The sequence below is a fragment of the Pseudomonas fluorescens genome (genome assembly GCF_001648775.1).
GTDB lineage: Bacteria > Pseudomonadota > Gammaproteobacteria > Pseudomonadales > Pseudomonadaceae > Aquipseudomonas > Aquipseudomonas fluorescens_M.
The window spans coordinates 175,567-191,373 of record NZ_LVEJ01000028.1; the positions used below are offsets into that span (position 1 = coordinate 175,567).

Genomic DNA, 15,807 nt, shown 5'->3' on the forward strand with positions numbered 1-15,807 from the left:
GTTTCGCTCACCGAAGCACAGGCGCCGTTGGATACCAAAGAACCAGTGACTCAAGCGCCCTTGATCAACAATTCGATCTCTTTCAGACGCGCCCACATCAAATCCTGATCGCCTCTGGCCTCGACATTGAGCCGCAACAGTGGCTCGGTATTGGAGCCGCGCAGGTTGAAGCGCCAATCGGCGAAGGAAACACTGATGCCATCCGTTCTATCTAGCTCAGGGTTGAGCGGCAGGAAGTGCTCCAGCACTTTGTGCAGCATCGCCGGCACATCCTCTACCCGATAGTTGATCTCGCCGGTGCACGGATAAGCAGCGATACGCTCATCCACCAGTTGCGCCAAAGTTTTGCCCGTTGTGGACATCAGCGCTGTGACCAACAACCATGGAATCATGCCGCTATCGCAATAGGCAAAATCACGGAAGTAGTGGTGAGCGCTCATCTCGCCGCCATAAATGGCGTCTTCGAGGCGCATGCGCTCCTTGATGAAGGCATGACCTGTCTTGCACAGCACAGGCACACCGCCCGCCTGTTCTACCTGATCTATGGTATTCCAGGTCAGACGCGGGTCATGAATGATCTTGCTTGCAGGATGTTGCTTGAGCAGCATTTCCGCCAACAGGCCGACCAGATAATAGCCTTCGATAAAGCGGCCGGTTTCGTCGAAAAAGAAGCAACGGTCGAAGTCGCCGTCCCATGCCAGCCCGACATCACAACTGTTGGCGAGCAGAGCCTGCCGGGTCAGCTCACGATTTTCCGGCAACAGCGGATTAGGGACGCCATTGGGGAAGTTGCCGTCCGGCTCGGCATTGATCAGTACCCACTCAAAGGGCAGCTTGTCGATCAAGGCCTGCAGGACCGGACCAGCGGCGCCGTTGCCAGGGTCTGCCAACACTTTCAGCGGCTTGAGGTCCGCAACGTCGATGTAAGTGAGCAAGTGCTTGATGTACTGACTTTTATCCAGCTCATGGCGGACTTCTCCCGCCTCGTCGGCCAGCGCTCCGAGATCACCGCTTTCGACTCGATCACGAATCGCATTGAGACCGGTGTCGCCACTGATCGGGCGTGACTGCGACTTGACCAGCTTCATCCCGTTGTAGCCCTTGGGGTTGTGGCTGGCAGTGATCATGACTCCACCGTCGGCATTGAAAGCACTGGTGGCGAAATAGACTTCTTCAGTTCCGCACAATCCGATATCGATGACATCCGCGCCAGCCTCTCTCAGGCCGCGGGTCATCGCATCAGCTAGCATCGGGCTTTCCAGTCGCATATCCCGGCCCAACACGATGCTTTTGCCTCGCAACTCGACAACCATTGCACGGCCAATCCGATAGGCAACGTCTTCGTTGAGGTCGGACGGCACTTCGCCCCGGATGTCATAAGCCTTGAAGCATCGGGTTTTGATAGGGGTATGCATTTTGATCTCTTGCCTTGGAATCTAAGACGGCACATGGAAGGGAGAGCCATGGCCGTGCGTCATCGATATGGATTGAAGTCACGGGTGAACACATGCAAATAAGCCTGACCGGATGAACAATCACCGATCAGGCTTATGACTTCCAGCCCGCTTTTTACTTGTCGACGCGGCCGTAGTTATCCTCAAAACGGACGATATCGTCTTCACCCAGATAATCGCCGCTTTGCACTTCAATAAGGACCAGGTCAATCACGCCCGGGTTCATCAGGCGATGCTGATGGCCGGCACGAATGAACGTCGACTCATTGGTATTAAGCATCAATTCCTGCTGGTCGTTGACCACGACTGCCATCCCACTAACAACGATCCAGTGCTCACTGCGGTGGTGATGCATCTGCAATGACAGCGACGCCTTCGGTTTTACAACAATGCGCTTGATCTTGAAGCGCTCGCCATTTTCCAGAGTGGTATAGGTACCCCATGGACGATGGACCGTGCGATGCAGCAAGTGCACCGTATGGCTGCAAGCCTTGAGCTGGTTGACGATATGCTTCACGTCTTGAGCGTGGTCTTTATGAGCAATCATTACCGCGTCAGGCGTGTCGATGACCAGCAAGTCTTCAACACCGACCAGCGCAGTCAAGCGCCCTTCACTGTTCACGTAGTTGTTGCGCGAGCCATGGGACAGCACTTCACCTTCGAAGCGGTTGCCATTCTCGTCCGGTGCAGTCAATTCGCTCACTGCGTTCCAGGAGCCGATATCACTCCAGCCGATGTCGCAAGGAATGGTCGCCACCTTCTGCGAACGCTCCATGAGGGCATAGTCGATGGAGATATCCGGCACCTGAGCAAAACTTTCGCTGTCCAGCGCCAGGCAACGATACTTGCTGGACGAGGTCAGGCGAGACGCTTCAATGGTTTTGGCTACGGCGTCCACGACATCGGGCGCATGCTGGCGAAGTTCTTCCAGAACGGTGCCCACTCGAAAGCAGAACATGCCCGAGTTCCAGAAATAGTTGCCGGCACTGACGTAGGCCTGGGCAGTTTCCAGATCTGGCTTCTCGACAAAACGCGCAACTTTCAAGCCACCTTTGAGCGGTGCATCCTTTTGCGCTTCGATGTAGCCAAAGCCGGTTTCAGGATAGGTTGGCTGAATCCCGAAGGTGACCAGCCAGCCCTCGCTGGCGAGAGCAACGGCGTTAGCCACAGCCGTGGCAAACGCTTTTTCATCCTTGATCAAGTGATCGGCTGCCAACACCAGCATATGGGCGTCAGGGCCATGGGTAGCCTCCAACTGCAGCGCCGCTGCCGCTACCGCTGCTGCCGTGTTACGGCCGAACGGTTCAAGGATAAAGCCTTGTGCATGCTTTGCAGTGTTGACTACTCCGTACTCGTCTTCGGTCTTGAACAGCAACTCACGATTGGTCACCGTAAGGACTTCTACGACACCTTCCAGACGGGAAGCACGCAGAAATGTCTTCTGGATCAGATTCTGGCCACCAGGCAAATCCATGAAAGGCTTCGGATGGGCTTCACGGGAAACGGGCCACAAACGGCTACCCACTCCGCCAGACAAAATTACGGGAATCAGTTCCATGCTCTAAGTCCTTAATCCCCTTTCCTGTGGGTCATCTTCAGGAAAGCAGGCTCAGTTATGTTTCTAGTCGTTTCTGCACCGTAACCAGTGCAAAATCCTTGCCCCGCCTGCTCGCTTCACGGCAAGCGGACCCATGACGCTTATGCCCTGCAAAGGCCGAATACATTGCTCAATCCTGTTGACCATTCTACAGCGGCAGCCATCATTAATAACTCGACAATTACAAGCAATGGATGGATCGCGAGGGACCATTCATCATCAACGTGCGGGATGATCCAGCAACTTCTGCAGATATTGCCCATAACCGGTTTTTTTCAGGCGCTGAGCCTGAGCTTCGACCTGTTCTGCCGTAATCCAGCCGTTGTGATATGCAATCTCTTCCAGGCAGGCGACTTTCAGCCCCTGACGATGCTCAATGGTATGCACAAAGTGTCCGGCCTCAAGCAGCGAATCGTGCGTACCGGTATCCAGCCAGGCAAAACCACGCCCGAGCATTTCGACGGTGAGGGTCTTTTGCTCCAGATAGGCACGGTTGATGTCGGTGATTTCCAACTCGCCGCGCTCTGAAGGCTTGATGTTCTTGGCGATCTCCACGACCTGATTATCGTAGAAATACAGCCCCGTTACCGCGTAATTGGACTTCGGCTTTTGCGGCTTCTCTTCAATGCTCAGCGCGTTGCCATTGGCGTCGAACTCCACCACCCCGAAACGCTCCGGATCGGAAACGTGATAACCGAACACGGTTGCGCCCGAAGGTTGCGCGCTGGCAGAGCGCAGATTCTCGGTGAAGTATTGTCCATAGAAAATATTGTCCCCGAGGATCAGGCAGCAAGGGTCTTCGCCGATGAACTCTTCGCCAATGATGAACGCCTGCGCGAGCCCGTCCGGACTTGGCTGCTCGGCATAACTCAACTCGATACCATACAGGCTGCCGTCACCCAGCAACTTGCGAAAATTGGGTAAGTCTTCAGGAGTGGAAATGATCAGAATTTCACGCATTCCTGCCAGCATAAGAACCGACAACGGATAAAAAATCATCGGTTTGTCGTAGATTGGCAGAAGTTGTTTGGACACCCCCAGCGTGACCGGGTGCAACCGCGTCCCCGAGCCGCCAGCCAGAATGATGCCTTTACGGTTAGTCTTGATCATTTATTCAGAATTTCCCTGAGCATTCGGGTTACACCACTTTGCCAATCCGGCAAGTATAAAGAAAAGGCGTCACACAACTTCCGTGTATTCAAACGAGAATTCAATGGACGGCATGCTGGCGTTGGATAGGCACTGGTGGGAATGGCATTGATCGAACTCACTGCGAACTCTTCGCCATGAGTTCGGGCAAAATCAATTACAAACGAGGCATAGCCATGCCAGGACACTTCACCACCAGCGACCAGGTGATACACGCCAGACAAGTGCGGATCCAGGATGGCGCGCTGAATGGCCAACGCCGTGACATCGGCGATCAGGTCAGCCCCCGTTGGCGAACCGATCTGATCGACAATAACGTTCAGCGTCTCGCGCTCCTTGGCCAAGCGCATCATGGTCTTGGCAAAGTTACCGCCTCGCGCGCCATAAACCCAACTGGTGCGAAATATCAGATGTTTGCAGCCAGAGGCAATAATGGCGTTTTCACCGGCTACCTTGCTGACGCCGTATTGATTCAGCGGATCAACCGCGTCGGTTTCCACCCAAGGCGTCGCCCCTTGGCCGTTAAATACATAGTCGGTCGAATAGTGAATCAGCCATGCGCCCAGCGTCGCAGCCTCTTCGCCCATGACCTGACTGGCAGCGGCGTTCACGCATTCAGCCAGTAGCGGCTCCGCTTCGGCTTTGTCAACGGCGGTGTAAGCCGCCGCATTGACGATGATATCGGGACGAATCTTGCGAATTGTCGCGCGCAGCCCGTCGAGGTCGGCAAGATCTGCGCAAAGCCCTTCTGCAGGGTGCCGGTCGAGGGCGATCAATTGCCCCAGCGGAGCAAGCGAGCGCTGCAATTCCCACCCCACCTGCCCGTTCTTGCCCAACAGCAAAATCTTCATGACTTGCTCGAACGATCCGCATAGTTCTGGTCGATCCACTGCTGGTAGCTGCCGCTCTTCACATGCGCGACCCATTCAGCATTATTCAGATACCACTCAACCGTTTTGCGGATCCCGGTCTCGAAAGTTTCCTGTGGCGTCCAGCCCAGCTCACGCTGGATCTTGCTGGCATCGATTGCGTAGCGCTGGTCATGGCCAGGACGGTCCTGAACATAGGTGATCAGATTGGCGTGCGGGCGATGAGCCGAATCAGGGCGCAATTCGTCAAGCAGGGCACACAGCGTCTGCACCACTTCAATGTTCTGCTTTTCGTTATGACCGCCGATGTTGTAAGTCTCACCGATCACGCCCTCGGTCACGACTTTGTATAGCGCGCGGGCATGATCTTCGACGTAAAGCCAGTCACGCACCTGATCACCTTTGCCATACACCGGCAGAGGCTTGCCCTCCAGTGCATTGAGGATGATCAGCGGAATCAGCTTTTCGGGAAAATGGCACGGGCCATAGTTGTTCGAGCAGTTGGTCACCAGCGTCGGCAGGCCATAGGTTCTGGCCCAGGCGCGAACAAGATGATCGGAACTGGCTTTACTGGCCGAATACGGAGAACTCGGCTGATACGGCGTTTCTTCGGTGAAAAGCTCGTCCGGCCCTTCAAGGTCGCCGTACACTTCGTCCGTCGAAATATGGTGAAAACGGAACGCCGCCTTGCGCGCATCGTCCAGGGCCAGCCAGTAGTGCCGCGCAGCTTCAAGCAAGGTGTAGGTGCCAATGATATTGGTCTGGATGAACTCGGACGGACCGGAAATCGAACGATCGACATGCGACTCTGCCGCCAGGTGCATGATTGCATCCGGTTGGTGCGCTTGCAGCACACGCTCTATCTGCTGGCGATCACAAATATCCACGCGCTCGAACACATAGCGCTCGTCCTGACTGACTTGCGCCAATGATTCAAGATTACCGGCATACGTCAGCTTGTCGACGTTCACTACGGAGTCGGATGTATTGGAAATGATATGACGGATAACTGCCGAGCCAATAAACCCGGCGCCGCCGGTCACTAGAATTTTCACGCGAAACCATACCCTTGAGTTGCTGACAGCACCGCGGACCGGGCGCTGTCTAATCCATGATTGCAAAAACCTTTAAAGCGAAAGGCTTCTACTGGAGTCAGTCATTGACGACGCGCAAACATGCCGCAATCGAATAAGGGCGGCATTTTACAGCTTAATGAACGTTTTACGAATGGATATGGACCGGGTGAACGCAATTTCGACAGACGCCCGCAACTATCGCTTTCAGACGAGATGCTTGCGCGCAGCGCGGGACGAACGGCCCAAAATCCAGCCAAGTATTGGCCCAATCAACATCCCGATTAGCAATGCCAAAACTATTACAAGAGATGCCGGGAGTTGCGGACCAGACCAACCGAGAAACATCAGCGAAACCGATTGCTGGTTTTCCAGCACGAACGCCAGAATGACCAATACCAGTAGTAAGAGAAATACGCCAAGAAGTATGCGCTTGAGGTTACGCATGAGTAACTCCTTGATAGATAGCGACTGTCAAAGCCCCTCCTCCTCTTCTTCGTTGACTCGATCACGCAACTCCTTACCTGGCTTGAAGTGCGGAACGAATTTACCGTCAAGACTCACCGACTGGCCGGTCTTCGGGTTGCGGCCGACACGCGGCGCACGGTAGTGCAAAGAGAAGCTGCCAAACCCGCGGATCTCGATACGATCACCGGTGGCCAGACATTGGGACATTTGTTCAAGCATGGTCTTGATGGCCAACTCCACATCCTTGGATGAGAGCAGCCCTTGATGGGTGACAATTCGTTCGATCAACTCCGACTTCGTCATATTTTTCCCTTCTTTTTCAAGCAGCTAGATCAGCGCTTGAAAGGTTTTAGCATGCCCGGAAGATTTTGAACAGCCCAGGGATTGACATATCTTCCTCGGCACCAAAACGCCCATTTTCAGGGCAGCAAATCGCCAAACCGGATAACCCCGCACTCAACGACATATCACCAGCATCGTTCGAGTCACGTAACCTGCCGGATTAAAGCCAAAAGGAAACTCGTCTTCATCCTTGGCCTCATCAGATCGCGTCAAAACCTTGTAGCCCGCCCCCTTGCACTCCTTCGCTGCACGCTTCTGGCACTTCTCCCAGCCCGACCCCAATCCAGAGCAGTCGATCTCTATACCGCTGACTCCGCGCACGGCGTGGGTCTTGGCACTGGTAGTACAGCCCGCCAAGAACATCACAACCACAATGACGATGAGCTTGTTCATTCACTTCCTTATGCCAGGCAAAACCCGACGACTACACGCTTAAGACCTAGCTTAGTCGTGAATAGGCGATTGATCCGATTAAAGAAACAGACCACCAGGAGAATGATTTGGTTTCACCCGCACCCCATCCGCAGAACAGGCTCTTGCTTTTCAGTAAATCGCAGGCACAAAAAAGGGCGACCGAAGTCGCCCTTTTTAATGATCAAGCAGAACTTAGTTCTGTTTGGCCATTGCCTGGCGCAGCAGTGCCGCCATGGTGGTGTCGCCAGCAGGAGCTTCTTCAGCCTTCAGGCTTTGGATAGCTTCTTTCTCTTCAGCATCGTCTTTCGACTTGATGGAGAGCTGGATTACGCGGCTCTTGCGATCAACGCTGATGATCTTGGCTTCTACTTCCTGGCCTTCTTTCAGAACGTTGCGCGCGTCTTCAACGCGGTCACGGCTGATTTCGGAGGCTTTCAGAGTCGCTTCGATATCGTCGGCCAGAACGATGATGGCGCCTTTGGCGTCAACTTCTTTCACAGTGCCTTTAACGATGGCGCCTTTGTCGTTCTCTTGAACGTACTCGGAGAACGGATCGCTTTCCAGTTGCTTGATACCCAGGGAGATACGCTCGCGCTCTGGGTCAACCGACAGGATAACAGTGTCCAGCTCGTCGCCCTTCTTGAAACGACGTACGGCTTCTTCGCCCACTTCGTTCCAGGAGATGTCGGACAGGTGAACCAGACCGTCGATGCCGCCGTCCAGACCAATGAAGATACCGAAATCGGTGATCGACTTGATGGTGCCGGAGATTTTATCGCCCTTGTTGAACTGGCCAGAGAAATCTTCCCATGGGTTAGATTTGCACTGCTTGATGCCCAGGGAGATACGACGACGCTCTTCGTCGATGTCCAGAACCATAACTTCCACTTCGTCGCCGACTTGTACGACTTTCGAAGGGTGGATGTTCTTGTTGGTCCAGTCCATTTCCGAAACGTGTACCAGACCTTCAACGCCTTCTTCCAGCTCAGCGAAGCAGCCGTAGTCGGTCAGGTTGGTTACACGAGCGGTAACGCGAGTGCTTTCTGGGTAACGGGCTTTGATAGCAACCCATGGATCTTCGCCCAGTTGCTTCAGGCCCAGGGAAACACGGTTGCGTTCGCGATCGTATTTCAGAACCTTAACGTCGATTTCGTCACCAACGTTGACGATCTCGGAAGGATGCTTGATGCGCTTCCAGGCCATGTCGGTGATGTGCAGCAGGCCGTCCACGCCACCCAGATCGACGAATGCGCCGTAATCGGTGAGGTTTTTGACGATACCTTTGACTTGCTGGCCTTCCTGCAGGGATTCCAGCAGAGCTTCACGCTCGGCGGAGTTCTCGGCTTCCAGGACGCTGCGACGGGAAACGACAACGTTGTTGCGCTTCTGGTCCAGCTTGATGACCTTGAATTCCAGCTCTTTGCCTTCCAGGTGCGTGGTGTCGCGCACTGGACGGACGTCAACCAGGGAACCTGGCAGGAACGCACGGATGCCGTTAACGTCGACAGTGAAGCCGCCTTTAACCTTACCGTTGATAACGCCCTTGACCACTTCCTCAGCTGCGAAGGCTGCTTCCAGAACGATCCAGCATTCAGCGCGCTTGGCTTTTTCACGGGACAGCTTGGTTTCACCGAAACCGTCTTCAACCGAGTCCAGCGCAACGTGAACTTCGTCACCGACATTGATAGTCAGATCGCCAGCGTCGTTGTAGAACTGCTCAAGCGGGATGAGTGCTTCAGACTTCAGGCCAGCGTGAACGGTTACCCAGCGAGCTTGGTAATCGATATCAACGATAACACCGGTGATGATGGAGCCTGCCTGAAGGTTCAGGGTTTTTAGGCTTTCTTCAAAGAGTTCCGCAAAGCTTTCGCTCATTTTAATTCCTGTAAATGAGGGCGAAGGATACGCCCATCTCCACACCCCAGACGGTGTGGGTTAGTTTCATTAAAAAGAAGCACCACAGGACTATGACTGGTCCCCTGCGGCCTTCTTGGTCACCCGGCGATATCGCGAATGGCGATCTCGCTCATGATGCGTTCCAGCACCTGATCGATGGACAACTCCGTGGAATCCAGCTGTATGGCGTCAGCCGCCGGCTTAAGCGGGGCTACCGCTCGCTGGGTGTCACGCTCGTCGCGTGCACGGATCTCATCTAGCAGACTCGACAGACTAACACCCTCGACTTTGCCCTTCAACTGCAAATATCGACGGCGCGCCCGCTCCTCGGCACTGGCGGTCAGGAAAATCTTCAGCGGTGCGTCCGGAAATACCACCGTACCCATGTCGCGACCATCGGCGACAAGGCCCGGCGTTTCCTGGAATGCACGTTGGCGCTGCAGCAGCGCCTCGCGTACGGCGGGCAATGCAGCCACCTGCGAAGCACCCGAACCGACGCTTTCGGTGCGGATGACATCGCTGACTTCGTCACCTTCCAGAATGATGCGCTGCAACTGACCTTCGGTCGCCGCGATGAACTGAACATCCAGATGAGCGGCGAGTTTCTTCAGCAGCTCTTCATTGGTCAGGTCGACACCATGGTTGTGCGCAGCGAAGGCGAGCAAACGGTAAAGCGCACCGGAATCCAGCAGGTTCCAGCCCAGACGCTTGGCCAGAATCCCGGCTACGGTGCCTTTGCCCGAGCCGCTTGGCCCATCGATGGTGATGACCGGTGCAATGTTTTTCACGACTGAGCCTCTTGTGCCACACGAATACCGACCTGCCCGCACAGCGCGAGGAAGTTCGGGAACGACGTCGCGACGTTCGCGCAATCATGAATGCGGATCGGTGCAGTGGCACGCAGGGAGGCCACACTGAAGGCCATCGCGATACGGTGATCGCCGTGACCATGCACTTCGCCGCCGCCAATCTGGCCGCCGTCGATGATGATGCCGTCCGGGGTCGGCTGGCATTTGACGCCCAGCGCCAGCAAGCCGTCCGCCATCACCTGGATGCGATCCGACTCCTTGACCCGCAGCTCTTCGGCGCCGGTCAGCACGGTGCGCCCTTCGGCACAGGCAGCGGCGACGAACAGCACCGGGAATTCGTCGATCGCCAGCGGAACCAACGCCTGCGGAATCTCGATACCCTTGAGTTTAGCTGCTCGCACGCGCAGGTCAGCCACAGGCTCGCCGCCGACTTCGCGCTGGTTTTCCAGAGTGATGTCCGCACCCATCAGACGCAGGATGTCGATGACGCCGGTGCGGGTCGGGTTGATGCCGACGTGCTCAAGCACCAGCTCCGAACCTTCGGCGATCGAGGCCGCGACCAGGAAGAACGCCGACGACGAGATGTCGCCCGGGACTTCAATATGAGTTGCAGTGAGCTTGCCGCCAGACTCGACCGAAGCCGTAGCGCCTTCAACACTGACCGGATAACCGAAGCCGCGCAGCATGCGCTCGGTGTGATCGCGAGTCGGTGCCGGCTCGGTCACAGTGGTCTTGCCTTCAGCGTACAAACCAGCGAGCAGCAGACAGGATTTCACCTGCGCACTGGCCATCGGCATGGTGTAGGTCAGGCCTTTGAGCTTGTGCCCGCCACGAATGATCATCGGCGGACGACCTTCAGCAGCGGTTTCGATTACGGCGCCCATTTCACGCAGGGGATTGGCCACGCGATTCATCGGACGCTTGGACAGCGAGGCATCGCCGGTCAGCGTGCTGTCGAAGCTCTGCGCAGCCAACAGGCCGGACAGCAGACGCATCGAAGTGCCGGAGTTGCCCAGATAGATCGGGCCCGGCGCCGGTTTCAGGCCATGCAGGCCGACACCGTGGATGGTCACGCGGCCGTGGTGCGGGCCTTCGATGACCACGCCCATGTCACGAAATGCCTGCAAGGTCGCCAGGGCATCTTCGCCCTCGAGGAAGCCTTCGACTTCGGTGACGCCTTCGGCCAGCGAGCCGAGCATGATCGAACGGTGGGAAATGGATTTGTCACCCGGTACGCGAATCCGACCGGACAGGCGGCCACCAGGTTGAGCCAGGAAGATCAGATCGTTGGAATTCATAGCGTCCACATAGGCCCTGCGGGCCAGGATTTTACTGAAATGCTCGCGGGCAACCCGGGCGCGAGTGAAAACGCCCAGCAATTGATGCCCATCCCCTGCATCGACCGCGTCGCGCAAGGCGTCGAGGTCGCTGCGAAATGTATCGAGTGTGCGCAGGACAGCCTCACGGTTGGCGAGAAAGATGTCGTGCCACATCACCGGGTCGCTTCCGGCGATTCTTGTGAAATCGCGGAAACCGCCCGCAGCGTAACGGAAGATCTCAAGATTTTCATTGCGCTTGGCCAACGAGTCGACCAGACCAAAGGCCAGCAGGTGCGGAAGATGACTGGTCGCAGCCAGCACTTCATCGTGACGCTCGACCTGCATGTGCTCGACGTCGGCACCCAGTTCGCGCCACAGACGATCGACCACAGCCAATGCGGCCGGATCGGTTTGCTCAAGCGGTGTGAGAATCACTTTGTGGCGGCGGAACAGCTCGACATTGGAGGCTTCCACCCCGCTCTGCTCGGAACCGGCAATCGGATGGCCCGGCACGAAACGCGGCGGCATAGCACCAAACGCTTCGGTTGCCGCGCGCACGACATTGCCTTTGGCACTGCCGACATCGGTCAGAATCGCCGAGCCCAGATCCATGCTCGCCAACCGCGCGAGCACTTTTTCCATGGCCAGAATCGGCACCGCCAGTTGAATCACGTCAGCACCCTGACAGGCAGCCGCCAAGTCATCCTCACAACGATCCACAACACCCAACTCGACCGCCAGCTTGCGCGATTGCGGGTCGAGATCGACCCCGACCACTTCGCGACACACGCCGCTTTCACGCAAGCCTTTGGCAAACGAACCACCGATCAACCCCAGACCGACCACCACAAGGCGCCCGATCATAGGTGCAGCAGATTGCAGTGCAGTGACATCACCCACGAGCCAGAACCTTGCGCAGCGCTTCGAGGAAGCGGCTGTTTTCTGCCGGCAGCCCGATGGTCACCCGCAGGTGGTTAGGCATGCCGTAGTTGGCCACCGGACGCACGATCACGCCTTCGCGCAGCAAGCCCTGAAAAATCGGGGCGGCGACCTGAGCGAGATCGACGCAGATAAAGTTGCCTTTGGATTCGATCCAGCTCAGGCCCAGCTCACGGAAACCGGCCTGCAACTGCTGCATGCCCGATTCGTTGAGTTGACGGCTTTGCGCCAGATATTCCTCGTCCTTCAATGCAGCACAAGCCGCCGCCAAGGCGAGGCTATTGACGTTGAATGGCTGGCGTACACGGTTCAGCACGTCCGCTACCACCGGAGTCGACAGGCCGTAGCCAACACGCAGGGCTGCCAGACCATAAGCCTTGGAGAAGGTGCGCGAGACCAGCAAGTTCGGGTAAGCGGCGAGGAAGTCCAGACCGTCCGGCAAGTCGCTGCCTTCGGCATACTCGATGTAAGCCTCGTCGAGCACTACCAGCACATGCTCCGGAACGTCCTGCAGGAACTCGTCCAGCGCTTCAGCGCCGAACCAGGTGCCGGTCGGGTTGTTCGGGTTGGCGATGAACACCACGCGGGTGTTGGCATCGATGGCCGCCAGCATTGCAGGCAGGTCATGCCCCCAATCCTTCGCTGGCACCACTTTGGCTTGCGCGCCAACGGCCTGAGTGGCGATCGGATACACCGCAAACGCGTGTTCGCTGAACACGGCATTGAGGCCCGGTGCCAGATAGGCACGCGCGACCAGCTCAAGAATGTCGTTGGAACCGTTGCCCAGTGTGACCTGATTCAGGTCTACGCGGCACTGTTCGGCCAGCAGCGATTTCAATGCGAAACCGTTGCCGTCCGGATAACGGGTCAGCTCGGCCAGCTCTTCACGGATCGCCGCCAAGGCTTTCGGACTGGCACCCAACGGGTTTTCGTTGCTGGCCAGTTTGACGATTTTTGCCGGATCCAGATCCAGCTCGCGCGCCAGTTCGTCCACAGGCTTGCCCGGAACGTACGGCGAAAGTTGTTGCACGCCCGGCTGTGCCAGAGCGAGGAAATTGCCACTCATTTGCTACCACCCCTTAGAGAACTGCTTTCGGGTAGGAACCCAGCACTTTGAGTGCTACTGCTTCCTGACTGATCTTTTCCAGCACACCTTTGATCAACGGATCACGGTGATGGCCGACGAAGTCGATGAAGAACACGTAGGTCCATTTGCCGCTGCGCGACGGACGGGTTTCGATACGAGTCAGGTCGATCCCGTTGTCGTGGAACGGCACCAGCAGCTCATGGAGCGCGCCGGGTTTGTTGCTCATCGACACGATGATCGAAGTCTTGTCGTCGCCGGTCGGCGGCACTTCCTGGTTACCGATCATCAAAAAGCGCGTCGAATTGTCCGGACGGTCTTCGATCTTCTCGGCCAGACGGGTCAGGCCGTACAAACCCGCCGCCATGTCGCCGGCAATCGCCGCCGAATTCCACTCGCCTTTGACCCGTTTGGCCGCTTCGGCGTTGCTGGAAACCGCGACGCGCTCGACATTCGGGTAGTGCGCGTCCAGCCACTTGCGGCACTGGGCCAGCGACTGCGCATGGGAATAGATGCGGCTGATGCTGTCGGTCTTGGTGTTTTCACCGACCAACAGGTGATGGTGAATACGCAACTCGACTTCGCCACAGATGACCATGTCGTGTTCGAGGAAGCTGTCCAGCGTGTGGTTGACCGCGCCTTCGGTGGAGTTTTCCACCGGGACCACGCCAAAATTCACCGCTCCGGCCGCCACTTCGCGGAACACTTCATCGATCGCGGCCATTGGCTTGCTGATGACAGCGTGACCGAAGTGTTTCATCGCGGCAGCTTGGGTAAAGGTGCCTTCAGGACCGAGGTAAGCCACTTTCAGCGGTTGCTCCAGTGCCAGGCACGACGACATGATTTCGCGGAACAGCCGCGCCATCTCTTCGTTGCCCAGCGGCCCCTGATTGCGTTCCATCACGCGTTTGAGCACCTGAGCTTCGCGCTCAGGACGATAGAACACCGGCACTTCGCCTTCGGCCAGCGAGGCCATCTTTACTCGCGCGACTTCCTGGGCGCAACGCGCACGCTCACTGATCAGCTCCATGACTTTGGTGTCCAGAGCGTCAATGCGAACGCGCAGTGCCTTGAGTTCTTGCTCGGACATCAGCCGTGTTCCTTCTCGAATTCAGCCATGTACGCCACCAGCGCGTTAACCGCAGTGATGTCGACGGCGTTGTAGATGGAGGCGCGCATGCCACCCACAGAGCGGTGGCCCTTGAGGTTGAGCAGACCACGCGCGTCGGCACCGGCGAGGAACGGCTTGTCCAGACGATCATCGGCCAGACGGAACGGCACGTTCATCCACGAGCGGTCCGACTTGTTGATCGGGTTGCTGTAGAGGCCGCTGGCGTCGATGAAGTCGTACAGCGTGCGCTGCTTGACGTCATTGAGCCTGGCGATGGCTTCAACGCCGCCCTGCTCTTTCAGCCACTGGAACACCAGACCGGACAGGTACCAGGCCAGGGTCGGCGGGGTGTTGTACATCGAGCCGTTATCGGCCGCGACTTTATAGTCAAGCATGGTCGGGCACAGCGAGCGCGCCTTGCCGAGCAAGTCTTCGCGGATGATGTTGACGACGATGCCGCTCGGGCCGATGTTCTTCTGCGCGCCGGCGTAGATCATGCCGAAACGCGAGATGTCGACCGGACGCGAGAGAATGTCCGAGGACATGTCGGCCACCAGCGGCACGTCACCGACTTCCGGGATCCACTGGAATTCCAGACCACCAATGGTTTCGTTCGGCGCGTAGTGAACGTAAGCGGCGTCTTTCGACAGCTTCCACTCGTTCTGGCCCGGAATGGCGAAATAGTCGTAAGGCTTGGCAGTGGCAGCAACGTTGACGTGGCCGTAGCGCGAAGCTTCTTCGATGGCTTTCTGCGACCAGATACCAGTGTCGATGTAGTCGGCCGAGCCGCCTTCAGGCAACAGGTTCAGTGGAATCTGCGCGAATTGCTGGCTGGCGCCACCCTGCAGAAACAGCACTTTATAGTTCGACGGGATATTCAGCAGGTCACGCAGATCCTGCTCGGCCTGGGTGGCGATGGACACGAACTCATCGCTGCGATGGCTCATTTCCATGACCGACAGACCCTTGCCGTGCCAATCAAGGAGTTCACCCTGGGCGCGCTGCAGGACAGCTTCAGGAAGCGCCGCAGGACCGGCGCAGAAGTTATAGGCTCGCTTGCTCACATCCAATCTCGCTCTGATTTGGTGGTATCACATATCAGTCGACGCCAATCGTGTGTGGGAGCGAGCTTGCTCGCGAAGGCGGACTGACATTCAACAACAATGTCGCCTGATACTCCGCTTTCGCGAGCAAGCTCGCTCCCACAAGGATCTCCATGGGCGTCGAAATTTCATACCGGACAAATAACAAGGGGGCGAATTCTCATCCGCCCCCTCGTTTGT

Annotated in this window: 14 protein-coding genes; all 14 read right to left on the minus strand. The window is 56.9% G+C overall.

Translation table 11 applies throughout. From position 1 onward, the window contains the following. Positions 1 to 50 precede the first annotated feature (50 nt). A complete protein-coding gene (locus A8O26_RS24655) occupies positions 51 to 1,415 on the minus strand; it encodes a phosphomannomutase/phosphoglucomutase (protein ID WP_064120304.1) in 1,365 nt (454 codons plus the stop codon). Positions 1,416 to 1,569: 154 nt separating this feature from the next. Then, positions 1,570 to 3,012 (minus strand): mannose-1-phosphate guanylyltransferase/mannose-6-phosphate isomerase, encoded by a 1,443-nt coding sequence (locus A8O26_RS24660; protein ID WP_064120305.1) that lies wholly within the window; start codon positions 3,010 to 3,012, stop codon positions 1,570 to 1,572. Positions 3,013 to 3,270: 258 nt separating this feature from the next. Continuing rightward, complete coding sequence (rfbA, locus tag A8O26_RS24665) at positions 3,271 to 4,161, minus strand: glucose-1-phosphate thymidylyltransferase RfbA (RefSeq protein ID WP_064120306.1); 891 nt, start codon at positions 4,159 to 4,161, stop codon at positions 3,271 to 3,273. Beyond that, positions 4,158 to 5,051, minus strand: a complete 894-nt coding sequence (rfbD, locus tag A8O26_RS24670; protein ID WP_064120307.1) for a dTDP-4-dehydrorhamnose reductase — start codon at positions 5,049 to 5,051, stop codon at positions 4,158 to 4,160. Before rfbD ends, rfbA begins: the two co-directional genes overlap by 4 nt. After that, on the minus strand, positions 5,048 to 6,124 hold the full coding sequence (rfbB, locus tag A8O26_RS24675; protein ID WP_064120308.1) for a dTDP-glucose 4,6-dehydratase: 1,077 nt from the start codon (positions 6,122 to 6,124) through the stop codon (positions 5,048 to 5,050). The genes rfbD and rfbB overlap by 4 nt, the downstream gene beginning before the upstream one ends. A 225-nt stretch (positions 6,125 to 6,349) precedes the next feature. After that, positions 6,350 to 6,589: a LapA family protein gene (locus A8O26_RS24680; protein ID WP_064120309.1), complete on the minus strand. Its 240-nt coding sequence runs from the start codon at positions 6,587 to 6,589 to the stop codon at positions 6,350 to 6,352. A 27-nt stretch (positions 6,590 to 6,616) separates the two neighbouring features. Beyond that, positions 6,617 to 6,913, minus strand: a complete 297-nt coding sequence (ihfB, locus tag A8O26_RS24685) for an integration host factor subunit beta (protein ID WP_007899751.1) — start codon at positions 6,911 to 6,913, stop codon at positions 6,617 to 6,619. A gap of 153 nt (positions 6,914 to 7,066) precedes the next feature. Next, positions 7,067 to 7,345, minus strand: a complete 279-nt coding sequence (locus A8O26_RS24690; protein WP_064120310.1) for a hypothetical protein — start codon at positions 7,343 to 7,345, stop codon at positions 7,067 to 7,069. A 213-nt stretch (positions 7,346 to 7,558) separates the two neighbouring features. Further along, positions 7,559 to 9,241, minus strand: a complete 1,683-nt coding sequence (gene rpsA, locus A8O26_RS24695; RefSeq protein ID WP_007908431.1) for a 30S ribosomal protein S1 — start codon at positions 9,239 to 9,241, stop codon at positions 7,559 to 7,561. A 119-nt stretch (positions 9,242 to 9,360) separates the two neighbouring features. Continuing rightward, positions 9,361 to 10,050 carry a (d)CMP kinase gene (gene cmk, locus A8O26_RS24700; protein WP_064120311.1) on the minus strand — a complete coding sequence of 230 codons (690 nt, stop codon included), beginning with the start codon at positions 10,048 to 10,050 and terminating at the stop codon, positions 9,361 to 9,363. Then, the gene (locus A8O26_RS24705; protein WP_064120405.1) at positions 10,047 to 12,254 is read right to left on the minus strand and encodes a bifunctional prephenate dehydrogenase/3-phosphoshikimate 1-carboxyvinyltransferase; all 2,208 of its coding nucleotides are present in this window, start codon (positions 12,252 to 12,254) and stop codon (positions 10,047 to 10,049) included. Before A8O26_RS24705 ends, cmk begins: the two co-directional genes overlap by 4 nt. Positions 12,255 to 12,282: 28 nt before the next feature. Next, positions 12,283 to 13,395, minus strand: a complete 1,113-nt coding sequence (gene hisC / locus A8O26_RS24710) for a histidinol-phosphate transaminase (protein ID WP_064120312.1) — start codon at positions 13,393 to 13,395, stop codon at positions 12,283 to 12,285. Between the two features lie 13 nt (positions 13,396 to 13,408). Continuing rightward, positions 13,409 to 14,503 carry a prephenate dehydratase gene (gene pheA / locus A8O26_RS24715; protein WP_007908404.1) on the minus strand — a complete coding sequence of 365 codons (1,095 nt, stop codon included), beginning with the start codon at positions 14,501 to 14,503 and terminating at the stop codon, positions 13,409 to 13,411. Continuing rightward, entirely contained in the window at positions 14,503 to 15,588 is a 1,086-nt protein-coding gene (gene serC, locus A8O26_RS24720) for a 3-phosphoserine/phosphohydroxythreonine transaminase (protein ID WP_064120313.1), read from the minus strand. The genes pheA and serC overlap by 1 nt, the downstream gene beginning before the upstream one ends. Between the last annotated feature and the right edge of the window lie 219 nt (positions 15,589 to 15,807).

Excerpts from the sequence above, each read along its gene's own strand:
- rpsA (WP_007908431.1), bottom strand. The coding sequence starts at position 9,241 with ATGAGCGAAAGCTTTGCGGAACTCTTTGAAGAAAGCCTAAAAACCCTG.
- A8O26_RS24660 (WP_064120305.1), bottom strand. The coding sequence starts at position 3,012 with ATGGAACTGATTCCCGTAATTTTGTCTGGCGGAGTGGGTAGCCGTTTG.
- A8O26_RS24705 (WP_064120405.1), bottom strand. The coding sequence starts at position 12,254 with ATGATCGGGCGCCTTGTGGTGGTCGGTCTGGGGTTGATCGGTGGTTCG.
- rfbD (WP_064120307.1), bottom strand. The coding sequence starts at position 5,051 with ATGAAGATTTTGCTGTTGGGCAAGAACGGGCAGGTGGGGTGGGAATTG.
- rfbA (WP_064120306.1), bottom strand. The coding sequence starts at position 4,161 with ATGATCAAGACTAACCGTAAAGGCATCATTCTGGCTGGCGGCTCGGGG.
- A8O26_RS24690 (WP_064120310.1), bottom strand. The coding sequence starts at position 7,345 with ATGAACAAGCTCATCGTCATTGTGGTTGTGATGTTCTTGGCGGGCTGT.
- A8O26_RS24655 (WP_064120304.1), bottom strand. The coding sequence starts at position 1,415 with ATGCATACCCCTATCAAAACCCGATGCTTCAAGGCTTATGACATCCGG.
- ihfB (WP_007899751.1), bottom strand. The coding sequence starts at position 6,913 with ATGACGAAGTCGGAGTTGATCGAACGAATTGTCACCCATCAAGGGCTG.
- pheA (WP_007908404.1), bottom strand. The coding sequence starts at position 14,503 with ATGTCCGAGCAAGAACTCAAGGCACTGCGCGTTCGCATTGACGCTCTG.
- A8O26_RS24680 (WP_064120309.1), bottom strand. The coding sequence starts at position 6,589 with ATGCGTAACCTCAAGCGCATACTTCTTGGCGTATTTCTCTTACTACTG.
- hisC (WP_064120312.1), bottom strand. The coding sequence starts at position 13,395 with ATGAGTGGCAATTTCCTCGCTCTGGCACAGCCGGGCGTGCAACAACTT.